The sequence below is a fragment of the Pantoea eucalypti genome (assembly GCF_009646115.1).
In the GTDB taxonomy this organism is placed as follows: Bacteria; Pseudomonadota; Gammaproteobacteria; order Enterobacterales; family Enterobacteriaceae; genus Pantoea; species Pantoea eucalypti.
Window position 1 is genome coordinate 1,809,867 of sequence record NZ_CP045720.1, and the last position, 12,029, is coordinate 1,821,895.

A 12,029-nucleotide genomic window follows, 5' to 3' on the forward strand; every position below is an offset into this window, starting at 1 on the left:
TTCCGTTATTCGTGCTCGCCAGCCAGTTGCTGACGGATGAATTGGGTGGTCAGTGTACGGGCGATGACCGGGCTGAAGGGCTTTCCACTCAGCGCGGCGCGGAGCCAGAGACCATCTATCAGGGCGGCCAGACCATGTGCGGCCAGTCGTGCCTTTTCCAGTGGCAGTTCACGCTGGAACTCGACCACCAGCGTAGAGTAGAGTCGCCTGCTGCTGACCCGCTCCAGGCGGTTGAGCTGGGGTTGATGCATGCTGCTCGACCAGAAGTCGAGCCAGGCTTTCATCACTGCCGTGTGCACCTGAGTTTCATCAAAATTCCCGTCAACGATGGCACGCAGGCGCTCTTCTGCCGGTGCATCGCGAAGCGGTTGTAACCGCGACAGTACTGCCTCACGGAGCTGGCGCGTGACATCACGCATTGTTGCTTCCAGCAAACCGTTCTTATCTTTGAAATAGTGACTGATGATGCCGGTGGACACACCCGCCCGACGGGCGATCTGGGCGATAGTGGCATCATTAATCCCTACTTCATTAATCGTGCTCAGGGTCGCATCAATCAGTTGCCGACGTCGTATCGGCTGCATCCCTACCTTTGGCATTGCTCCAGCTCCACCCTCAAATCGAGCCCCTATTTAAACTTTTTTTGATTGCACGTTCAATATAAAAAGAAACTTTGTTAGGATGCTGTTCTTAAAATGTAGCAAAAGCGAAACGGCAATGAGTGCTAAAATAGGCTGGTTTGCTGCACGCTCTAACAGGAAGTCACAGATAGAAACATAGCCGCACGGCCCGTAGTCCGGGGGCGGCACAACGTATCCATTGCGTATTTTCAGGACATTAACCAGAGGTAATCGATGAATAATCCACCTGCCGGTGAAAAAGACAGACTCAATCCCGTTGTATTTTATACCTCTGCCGGATTGATTCTGACGTTTTCACTTGTGACGATTCTCTACAGTGAACTGGCCGCGAGCTGGATCCTCAAGGCGGTAAACTGGGTCTCCGCCACCTTTGGCTGGTACTACATGCTGGCTGCCACGCTCTATATCGTGTTTGTGCTCTACATGGCCTGCTCACGCTTTGGCTCGATCAAGCTCGGGCCTGAGCACTCCAAACCCGAGTTCAGCGTGCTCAGCTGGTCTGCCATGCTGTTTGCCGCCGGGATCGGCATCGACCTGATGTTCTTCTCGGTCGCTGAACCGGTGACGCAGTACATGCAGCCACCGGAGGGCGCAGGGCAGACCCTTGAAGCGGCCCGTCAGGCGATGGTCTGGACGCTGTTCCACTACGGACTGACCGGCTGGTCGATGTATGCACTGATGGGCATCGCACTGGGCTACTTCAGCTATCGTTATAATCTGCCACTGACTATCCGTTCGGCGCTCTATCCTATTTTTGGTAAACGCATCTATGGCCCGATTGGTCACACGGTGGATATCGCAGCCGTGGTCGGCACCATTTTTGGTATCGCCACCACATTAGGGATAGGGGTCGTACAGCTGAACTACGGCCTGAAAGTGCTGTTTGATATTCCGGAAGGCCTGACCGCACAGGCTGCGCTGATAGTCCTTTCCGTCGTGATCGCTACAATCTCTGTCACATCAGGCGTCGATAAAGGAATTCGTTTTCTCTCTGAGCTCAACGTGATCATGGCTCTGGGGCTGATTCTGTTTGTGTTGTTCTTTGGCAACACCGAGTTCCTGCTGAATGCGCTGGTACTGAACGTCGGCGATTACATCAACCGCTTTATGGGCATGACGCTTAATACCTTTGCCTTTGATCGTCCGACCCAATGGATGAACAGCTGGACGCTCTTCTTCTGGGCGTGGTGGGTGGCCTGGTCGCCATTTGTCGGCCTGTTCCTGGCACGTATCTCACGCGGTCGTACCATCCGTGAATTCGTACTGGGCACGCTGATTATTCCTTTCACCTTTACGCTGCTGTGGCTCTCTGTGTTCGGTAATGCCGCGCTGTATCAGATCATTCATGGCAATACCGAGTTTGCGCAGGAAGTGATGAATCATGCAGAACGCGGCTTCTATAGCCTGCTGGCGCAATATCCGGCGTTTAAACTCAGCGCATCGATCGCCACCATCACCGGTATGCTGTTCTATGTGACCTCGGCGGATTCCGGTTCGCTGGTACTGGGTAACTTCACCTCACGCCTGAAAGACATCAATAGCGATGCACCGAACTGGCTGCGCATCTTCTGGTCTGTGGCGATTGGGGTACTGACCCTGAGCATGCTGATGACCAACGGTATCACTGCCTTGCAGAACACCACGGTGATCATGGGGCTGCCGTTCAGCTTTGTTATCTTCTTTGTGATGGCCGGGCTGTTTAAATCTCTGAAGATTGAAGACCACCGTCGGGCCAGCGCCACGCGCGACACTGCGCCTTATCTGGCGCATGCCACCGATCGTCTGACCTGGAAGAAACGCCTGTCGCGTCTGATGAACTATCCTGGCTCGCGCTACACCCAGCAGATGATGGAAAAGACCATTTATCCGGCGATGCAGGAGGTGGCGAAGGAGCTGGAGTTGCGTGATGGCCGCGTCACGCTGGAAAGCGTTGAGGCTGATGAGGCTAACCCGATTGGCTATCTGGATCTGCGCGTTCATCTGGGCGAAGAGCAGGACTTTGTCTATCAGGTCTGGCCGCAGCAATATTCGATCCCGGGCTTTACCTATCGCGCCCGGAGCGGTAAGTCGACCTACTACCGCCTGGAAACCTTCCTGATGGAGGGCAGTCAGGGCAACGACTTGATGGATTACAGCAAAGAGCAGGTGATCATCGACATACTGGATCAGTATGAGCGACACCTGAACTTCATCCATCTCAACCGTGAAGCACCGGGCAGCAACATCAGCTTCCCGAGCGTCTGAATCAGGGCCCGTCAGTGAGCAATTGCTGGCGGGCTTTTTTTTCGCTACCGTCGTCCTGAACTAACCGTGTTCACCTGACGAAATCGACTATCTTTAGGGCTTTCTGGCCTGATGCCAGAAAAGCACAGACAGGGAGTCATGATGGGAAAAATATTCAGTACGTTTCTGCCGCTTTACACGACCACGTTGCTGATGCTGCTCGGTTCCGGTTTGCTGACCACCTATGTCTCATTACGGCTGGCCAGCGAGCATGTCAACGGCGCGCTGATTGGCTCAATCATTGCGGCCAACTACATCGGACTGGTGATCGGCGGCAAAGTGGGGCACAACCTGATAGCCCGCGTCGGCCATATACGCGCCTACGTGGCCTGTGCCGGGATCATTACCGCGTCTGTGGTTGGTCACGGGCTCACCGACTTTATTCCGCTGTGGGTCTTTCTGCGTCTGATTATCGGGCTCTGCATGATGTGTCAGTACATGGTGCTGGAGAGCTGGCTTAACGATCAGGCGGAATCATCGCAGCGCGGCATGATTTTTGGCTTATACATGGTCGCCACCTATCTTGGACTCAGTGGCGGACAGGTGATTCTGAGCCTGCAAACGGGCTTTGGCGTCAGCACCCTGCTGATTGTGGCACTCTGTTTCGCACTCTGTCTGGTACCAATTGCCCTGACGACCCGCACTCACGTCAGGCCGATGACACCTGCGCCAATGGAACTGGGCTACTTTATCCATGCGATCCCCAAACTTCTCGGCACCACAATGGTGACCGGTATGGCCATTGGCGCGTTCTACGGCCTGGCACCGGTTTACGGCAGCAGCAAGGGATTTACTACCAGCCAGACCGGCTATTTTATGAGTCTGACGATTTTTGCCGGTCTGGTATCACAATTTCCGCTGAGCTGGCTTTCTGACCGCTTCGATCGTCAGCGACTGCTGTTTATCATTGCCATCCTGTTTGCCGTAGCCTGCGTGCCGCTGGTGGTGTTGCCGCACCTGACCTTCCACTGGATGATCGGCATCGCCTTTGCTGCCAGCATGATGCAGTTTGCGCTCTATCCGTTGCAGGTGGCGCTGGCCAACGATCAGGTTGCCCCCGAGCGTCGTGTCTCGTTAACCGCCTGTCTGCTGATGGCATTTGGTATTGGCGCCAGTATCGGGCCGCTGGTGGTGGGCGCGCTGATGGAGCCGCTCGGCAGCAATATGCTCTATCTCTTCTTTATGCTCTGCGCGCTGGTGATCGGCGGACTGAGTTATGTTCGTGCGCCAGGCCCGCTTCCGACGACTGAAGTGCCGCTGCCGCACGTGGTGATGCCTGACAGTCTGGCTACGTCGCCACTGGGTGCGGCGTTAATCCCGACGCTGGAAGAGGAGGTCATTCAGGCGTCGATGGGCGGTCAGGCGCCGGACGATGAAGGTGAGAGTGACGAGGGCGCAGGTGACGAAGAACCTTCGACGGGTGATGCCCAAGAGAATCAGCAACAAAAATAGCGTCTGCACGGCATTGCCTTGCTCGCCGTTGTCGGTTCGTTACTGGCATGATGTCCGGATGTGGTACATACCTGTCCGTTTACTGGCTCGACATCCGGGCCAGTAAACGCGATGCTGACGGATACACTTCTTCAGGAGATACACCATGCTGGAACTTCGCCCCAACTGTGAACGCTGCGATGTTGATCTTCCGCCATCCTCTCTGGCGGCTCGCATCTGCTCGTTTGAATGCACATTCTGCGCTGACTGCGATGAGCATCTCGCGCATATTTGTCCCAACTGCAGCGGCGAACTGGTGCGCCGTCCGGTGCGTCCGGCAGAGAAGTTGCAAAAATACCCGGCTAAACTGCGCAGTTGATCTCAAATGACAACGAAAATGTTTCGGACAGAATAGCCTGTCGTCTCTGATGTCGTTATCATAAATTACGTCCCTTACAGAGCTACCACCTTAACTGAGTGCCGGAGATAAGCGCCGGAAGGGACGCACTTCTTGACCACCATTATTTCTCTTTCCCCAATAGCCTTACACTCTCTGCCTGCTTCCTTTGCACTCTGCTTTCCTTTTCCCCATGCCGGTTCAGGTTGAGCTCTGACTATACTTTGGGGATATTTTCAGCAGAGAAGCGGGGGCAGCGATGTGTTACCACGTCCTGAATGGCGCGAAGTGGCGGCGGATCTGGGTCGTTGGCGATCTGCATGGTTGCCGTCGCGAACTGGATCTATTGCTGGAGCAGCATAAGTTTGATCCGCAGCAGGACTTACTGATTTCGGTTGGCGACATTATCGATCGCGGGCCGGACAGTCTGGGTTGTCTGGCGCTGCTGCAGGAACCCTGGTTTCGCTGCGTACGGGGAAATCATGAGGAGATGGCGCTGTCGGCGTTGCAGGGCCAGGAGATGGCGCTCTGGCAGATGAACGGGGGAGACTGGTTTTTTCGTCTGCGTGGTGCGGCGCTGATCGCGGCACGTCACGCGCTGCGCCGCTGCCGCGAGCTGCCGCTGATCCTTCATCTGCAACTCGGCGAGCGCATTATTGTCATTGCTCATGCGGATTATCCTGCTCAGGAATACGCGCTCAATAAGCCACTCGACTGGCAACAGGTGGTCTGGAGCCGTCAGCGGCTGGAGGGTATTGAGTCAGGTGAACAGGCAGGCATCCGTGGCGCGGACGCCTTTTACTTTGGGCACACGCCACTAAAACAATCGCTGACGATTGCCAATCTGCACTATATCGATACCGGTGCAGTGTTTGGCAATCATCTGACCCTGCTGCGACTAAAATGAGTTACCGGAACAGGCGTCCGTCGCGAACCAGTTCACGTGGGTAGCTGTTCTTGATGCGGGTACCGACTTTCTTTGCCAGCCCCAGCGGCTGGTGCTGATACGTCACAATCATCTCGTTGTTTGCGGGTGCGGTTTCCGGATAGATATCCCGGCCGCGATACCACTCTTCCGCCTCTGCCGCCGTTAGCTCAAAGGTCTGCGTCGTATCGGGCTGCGCCAGTGCAATCACCGCTTCATGTTGCCAGCGATAGCCTTTGGCAAACGTTTCTGCCAGCTTCAGGCCAATGCGTGAAAACCGCACTTTGCCAAGCAGCGGGGTGACGGCTTTAGGGAATAGCCAGATCTCTTTATCACGCTGCCACAGCTCCAGTGAGTCATCCCATCTTATAGAGACGGCCGCGGCGGCCTGCGCGATCTCACTTTCCAGTTTGCGGCTAAGGTGAGAGAAGGGCAGCTTACCGACTTTATAACCTGGCACTGGAAGGGGCTCGACCGATGCGGTTTTACGCAGACGGGCCACGAAGAAACCTTCGCTGTCGAACATCTGCGGGAAGACATGCAGATACCCTTCTGGCGTCGCGGCCTTTTCGGCACTGCTAAACAGCCCCTCCAGCGGCACGACCTCAACTGCATCCGGGTAGCGCTGCAACAGCCAGTCAATCACCTGCTGATTCTCAATCTGGTTCAGGGTACAGGTCGAGTAAACCAGCGTGCCGCCCGCTTTGAGTGCGTGAAAGGCGCTGTCGAGCAGATCGCGCTGAGTATCGGCGATCGCTTCTGTGCTGGCCAGCGACCAGTTTTTCAGCGCGTCAGCATCTTTGCGAATCACCCCTTCGCCGGAGCAGGGCGCGTCGAGCAGGATGGCGTCGAACTGTTCCGGCAATGCTGGGCCAAATACCCGCGCGTCAAAGTGCGTTAAGGCACTGTTGCTGACGCCGCAGCGGCTGATGTTGGCGTGCAGCACTTTTACCCGGCTGGATGAGAATTCGTTTGCCAGGATAATGCCCTGATTGCCCATCCGCGCAGCGATCTGGGTGGTTTTAGAACCCGGCGCCGCCGCCATATCCATCACCGCGCTGACCTCTGGCTGAGCGTCAAACAGGGCGGTTACCGGCAGCATGGAGCTGGCTTCCTGAATGTAGAACAGGCCGCTGAGGTGCTCAGCGACGCTGCCCAGCGGCAGGCTCTCATCTTCCCGGCTGATCCAGAATCCCTCTTCGCACCACGGCACGGGCGTCAGCTGCCAGCCATAACCTGCAGTCTGGCTCAGGAAATCGGCCACGCTTATCTTCAGGGTATTGACGCGAATACTGCGGCGCAGGGGTTGCTGACTGTACGCAATAAATTGCGCGAAGCTCGCCTCATCGGGCAGGCTCTGACGCATTAACGAGAGAAAATCGGCGGGGAAAAACGAAGAAGCTTCGGACACGGGCACATTCCAGTTAAGGCAAAGGCGGCAGTGTATCATGCGGAAAGGAAACGGGTAGCCTTGCTGCCCGTTTGAGGCTGCTGACAAACCCAAATCAGGGTGAATCTGACCGCAACGGATAAACTCAACGCGCAGGGAACACGGGCAGAAGAGGAAAGCGTCCCGCGCCAGGGATGGCGAGGGCCGGGCATCCCTGGCATGCTCAGCGCGGCCCATCCCTGGGCCGCGATGCTTTGCTACAGGCGTATACTCCCATCGCTTTACGTTTTGAGCCGTCTGAAAGAAGCGGCCCGTTAAGACTCAATTAACGCGGAGACGGAATCGCCGTTCCCCAGTTACGCCACTCTTTCGGCGCTTCATCCTGCAGCAGGAAGTGTTTATCCGGATTCGCCTGCGGTGCCAGCGGCACCGTCGGCGGCGTCGCAAACTGAATGCCACCCCGAATGAACTGCTGGAAGGTACCGGTTTTCACCACGCCGCCCACCAGGCCGAAGTCGAGGTTGTAACCGGACGCCTGCCAGAACACCGAGTTATTACGCACCAGATGCTGGTACTTCTTACTGATGCGCAGGGCGATCTGCACGCGATCTGCCATCGTACCCAGCGAGGTGCCGGTCACCGTACCCACTTCGACACCGCGGAACAGCACCGGCGTGCCCAGCGACAGCGAGCCTGCCTCCGTGGCATCAACATAAATGTTCAGGCCATTCAGGTAACGTGAATCGGTTATCGTGCTCTCCTGCAGCTCGAAGGTGCGCACCGCACCGCCTTTGCCTGGATCCACGTTAACGTAAGGCTGCAACAGGGTTTCCAGATGATTCACTCCGGTGGCGGAAATCTCTGGTGAAACCACGGAGAAACGGCTGCCGAGACGGGCGAAATCATTCACATACTCCGGATAGAGCACCGCTTTCGCTACGACCTGGTTGTTATCTTTGCTCAGCGACAGTGACTCCACCTGGCCGACATTAATTCCCAGATAACGAATCGGCATACCGGCCGAGAGCTTACTGGCGTCGTAGGTGTGCAGCGTAATCTGACTGCCCACCGCGCGTGCCGCCGTCTCAGACGGATAGAGCACGCGTTTTGCCCCTTTGGCCGACTGCGCACCACTCATATTGTCGAAGCTGATTGCGCCTTTCAGCGCACGGTTAAGCGGCGATGCCTGCACCGTCAGGCCGCTGCCGTTAAGGCTCACACGTGCGCCGCCCTCAGCCCAGAACACGCTCTCGCTGGTCAGTAGCTTGCGATATTCCGGCTGGATGTGGACCGCAATATCAAAGGCATCCGCGCGCGGTGTGACTTTGACAATTTCCCCCACCTGATACTTGCGATAAAGCACGACAGAACCGGCCTGCACGTCAGGCAGGCTGTTGGCGGTCAGCGTCAGCGTTGTAGAAGGGCCATCACCTGTGATGCCTTCTTCCGCTTTTTCAGCATCAGCGAACAGCGGATAGGCACTCTTCGGCTCACCTTTTTTGCCCGGATCCAGCCGGATACCGCCATCCACCCACTCACGGGCGCTGGCGCCTAACACCTGCATGCCATCAAGGCCAAACTTCACATCAAGGCGGCTGTTAACGATAAATTTGCTGTCGCCATGCACCAGATCGCGATTTTCAGGATTAACCGCCACCACGAAGTTAACGCCATTTTCATCCAGCGAACGTGATATCACCTGGCCAATCTGCATACCGTGCAGCATCAGCGGCTGGCCCTGGTCGATACCATAACTCTCCGGTGCACTGAGTTTGACCGTCAGCACGTTAGGTTTCTGCAGCAGGGTCTCGCTGGATGGCAGCACGGTGAAGTGCTGTTGCGGCTCGCCTTCGCCAGGCACCAGTTCCAGCGTGTTGCCGGTCAGCAGGGAGCTGAGGCTGGTATCCGTCAGGCTGATTTTCGGGCTGTGCATCTCAATGCGGGTGCCGCTGCGCATCAGACCCACCACGGAAGGATCGATGGTCAGCTCGCCGGTGACTTTGCCGCCATCCAGCAGGTTCAGTTTGGTCAGTGTGCCGACCTCCAGGCCCTGATACATCAGCGGAGTGCTGTCTGCCTTAAGATTTTTTCCGTCAGGCAGGTCCAGTGTGATCTGAACGCCACGCTGACTGTGTGCCAGATCGGGATAGAGCCGGTAATTCTGCTCCGCTTTGGCGGTTTCCGAACCCTGAGGGGAGTCAAACGCAATTGCACCATTCACCAGCGCTGCCAGGCTCTCCAGCTGGACTTTAGCGCCGCTCAGGCTGACGTCAGCATTGACGCCCGACACGTTCCAGAAGCGGCTGTTGGTCTTCACCAGATTGATAAAGCGACGGTCAATCAGTACATCAATTGCCACACCATCAGCCTTATTATCAATGCTGTAGTCATAAACACGGCCAACCGGAATTTTGCGGTAATAGACCAGCGAGCCGGTATTGAGCGAGCCAAGATCCGGCGCATGCAGATGAATCATCAGTTCGCCGGTATTCACGCGATATTTAGGCTGAGTATCCAGCGCGGTAAACGCCTCGCTGGGTTTACCTTTGCCTGGCATCATCCCGATATAGTTACCGCCGACCAGCGCATCCAGCCCCGACACACCTGCCAGTGAGGCTTTAGGCGTCACCAGCCAGAACTGCGTGTCTTCACGCAGCGCGTCGCGCATATCGCTTTTGATGCTGGCTTTAATCTGAATGCGGCGATAATCGTCGCTGAGATTAATGCCCTGCACGGTGCCCACTTCCACACCCTGATACCGGATCGGTGTGCGGCCCGGCACGATACCATCCGCCGTCTGGAAATTGATGGTGATGGTGGTGCCGCGCTCCTGATAGTTAGCCCAGAGCAGCCAGCCTGCGATGAGCATCGCAATGATCGGCAGCAGCCAGAAAGGCGAAATTTTACGCTTATTGCGCAGCGTGGCGTTAGTCGGTGTAGTCGGCGTTTCCTGTTGCATGTGCATCCCAGAGCAGGCGGCTGTCCAGCCACTCAACAGACATAATGGTCAGGATGACGGCCGCGCCAAAAAACAGCGCCGCCGGTCCCATGGTAAAAGCCAGCAGCTGATCACGGTTGACCAGCGACATGGTTAACGAAATGACAAACAGATCGAGCATTGACCAGCGGCCAACCCAGGTGACAAAGCGCAGTAACCGTATGCGGGTTCTCAGCCCCTGTTCACAGCGAAAATGAATACTGAGCAACAGCGTCAGCATCACCAGCACCTTGATAAAGGGCACTAAAATACTGGCGATAAAAACAATTGCTGCCACCGGAATGTTGCCTTCAGCCAGCCCCAGGATGCCGGAAAAGATCGTGTCTTCACGCCGTGAACCATTCAGATAAACCACGGAAATGGGCATCAGGTTCGCAGGAATCAGCAGCACAATCGAGGCGATCAGTGCGGCCCAGGATTTCTGAAGGCTGTGACGGCGCCGGAAGTCGAGCGGCGTATGGCAGCGCGGGCAGCGGCCCCGTTCATCGGCTACGCCCGTGTTGTGACAGTTCAGACAGACCTGCATCTCGTTGCGGGCCATATTGCCGGGACGTTGCGGGTAGAAATGCTCCCACAGCTGCTCAATATTCAGGTGGATCATCGTGAGCACGCTCAGTACCGTCAGGGCAATGTAAGCTGCCAGCCCGTAACCGATCTCCAGCGACGCATAGTCCTGCACTTTAATCGACGCCACGGCGATGCCGATCAGATAGATATCGAGCATGACCCACTCTTTCAGCTTCTCCAGCATCAGCAGCACCGGTCGCAGGTTCATACCAAGCTGATGACCAATGCCGAGATAACAGATGCCAGCCACCAGCGTCACCGGTGCGCCGATGGTGCAGAACGCCACCATTGAGGCGGTCAGTACATCACCCTGCTGGGTCATCTGGATCACGCCTTCCAGCACGCTGGCATTGATGCGCATGCCAAGCAGCCGGATATCCACCAGCGGCAATGAGAATGCAAAGGGCATCAATACCATCATGGTGGCGGCCATCGCCATAAGGCGAGTCATTGACCAGTCCCGACCACTGAGAATCTCGGCGTTACAGCGCGGGCAATAAGCCGACTGATGCGATTTCACATCCGGTAAGGAAAAAAGGGTATCGCATTGCGGGCAACGCTGATAACGTGCGTGAGGCAATGTCTGGCTGATAGCGTGAATTTTCATAGGGTGATGCAATCTTCGCTCTTCAGAAGTAACAGATATCGGTCATTAAGACATTGTCTGTGTGCCTGTCTCGGGCATCACGCTTCGATCCACAGAATGCTAAGGGTATAGCAACTAACGCTATGATTCACCTTGTGGCTCTGGATATTTAAAACTTATTTTTAACGAACGGTCTGTATCTCCTGTACAGATGTCATTGGTAACGGTTGGATAATGAACAAAACTGCCTTTTACGCCGATTTGAATCGCGATATGCGCGCCTTACTGGCGGGAGAAACGGCGTTCCTCGCCGCGATGGGAAACTTCAGCGCGCTGCTGTATGAACGTCTCGATGGCGTGAACTGGGCGGGTTTCTACCTGCTGACGGAAGCCGATACGCTGGTGCTGGGTCCTTTCCAGGGCAAAATTGCCTGTGTGCGGATTCCGGTCGGTAAAGGTGTGTGTGGCACGGCGCTGGCAGAAGAAAAAGTGCAACGCGTTGACGATGTGCATGCCTTCCCGGGCCACATTGCCTGTGACGCTGCCAGCAATGCTGAGATTGTGATTCCTCTGAAAGTGAATGGCACGGTGGTTGGCGTGCTGGACATCGACAGCGTGACATACAATCGCTTTGACAGCGAAGACGAATCGGGGCTGGTCACACTGACTGATGGGCTTTGTGAAGTGCTTGCGAACAGCGACTTAGAAAAATATCTGCAGCTGACGCGCAGCTAATCGACTGGATCACATGGCATTTAGCGATGTTGTCATTATAATGTCGCCTGTTCATGCCTGCGCTGGTCGGCAAACC

At 56.0% G+C, this 12,029-nt stretch carries 9 protein-coding genes; 5 read left to right on the forward strand and 4 right to left on the reverse strand.

Annotation, left to right across the window (positions count from 1 at the left end; all coding sequences use genetic code 11):
* Positions 1-5: 5 nt before the first annotated feature.
* A complete protein-coding gene (betI, locus tag EE896_RS08350) occupies positions 6-599 on the reverse strand; it encodes a transcriptional regulator BetI (protein ID WP_110411350.1) in 594 nt (197 codons plus the stop codon).
* 255 nt (positions 600-854) lie between these two features.
* Between betI and EE896_RS08355 the strand changes: the two genes are divergently transcribed.
* From EE896_RS08355 to EE896_RS08370, 4 genes are all read left to right on the forward strand, one after another.
* Complete coding sequence (locus tag EE896_RS08355) at positions 855-2,885, forward strand: choline transporter (protein WP_003852668.1); 2,031 nt, start codon at positions 855-857, stop codon at positions 2,883-2,885.
* A gap of 141 nt (positions 2,886-3,026) precedes the next feature.
* On the forward strand, positions 3,027-4,376 hold the full coding sequence (locus EE896_RS08360; RefSeq protein WP_110411351.1) for an MFS transporter: 1,350 nt from the start codon (positions 3,027-3,029) through the stop codon (positions 4,374-4,376).
* A gap of 145 nt (positions 4,377-4,521) precedes the next feature.
* On the forward strand, positions 4,522-4,734 hold the full coding sequence (locus EE896_RS08365; RefSeq protein WP_003852670.1) for a DUF1272 domain-containing protein: 213 nt from the start codon (positions 4,522-4,524) through the stop codon (positions 4,732-4,734).
* 277 nt (positions 4,735-5,011) lie between these two features.
* On the forward strand, positions 5,012-5,659 hold the full coding sequence (locus tag EE896_RS08370) for a metallophosphoesterase (protein ID WP_003852671.1): 648 nt from the start codon (positions 5,012-5,014) through the stop codon (positions 5,657-5,659).
* Between the two features lies 1 nt (position 5,660).
* Here EE896_RS08370 and rsmF read toward each other — a convergent pair whose 3' ends face one another.
* The 3 genes from rsmF to yebS all read right to left on the reverse strand — a co-directional run bounded on the left by rsmF (position 5,661) and on the right by yebS (position 11,239).
* Positions 5,661-7,088, reverse strand: a complete 1,428-nt coding sequence (gene rsmF / locus EE896_RS08375) for a 16S rRNA (cytosine(1407)-C(5))-methyltransferase RsmF (RefSeq protein ID WP_197739808.1) — start codon at positions 7,086-7,088, stop codon at positions 5,661-5,663.
* Positions 7,089-7,392: 304 nt separating this feature from the next.
* The gene (locus EE896_RS08380; protein ID WP_003852673.1) at positions 7,393-10,026 is read right to left on the reverse strand and encodes a PqiB family protein; all 2,634 of its coding nucleotides are present in this window, start codon (positions 10,024-10,026) and stop codon (positions 7,393-7,395) included.
* The gene (gene yebS, locus EE896_RS08385) at positions 9,995-11,239 is read right to left on the reverse strand and encodes a membrane integrity lipid transport subunit YebS (protein WP_003852674.1); all 1,245 of its coding nucleotides are present in this window, start codon (positions 11,237-11,239) and stop codon (positions 9,995-9,997) included. Before yebS ends, EE896_RS08380 begins: the two co-directional genes overlap by 32 nt.
* 213 nt (positions 11,240-11,452) lie before the next feature.
* Here yebS and EE896_RS08390 point away from each other — a divergent pair, with 213 nt between their 5' ends.
* Positions 11,453-11,953, forward strand: a complete 501-nt coding sequence (locus EE896_RS08390) for a GAF domain-containing protein (protein WP_003852675.1) — start codon at positions 11,453-11,455, stop codon at positions 11,951-11,953.
* Positions 11,954-12,029: the final 76 nt, after the last annotated feature.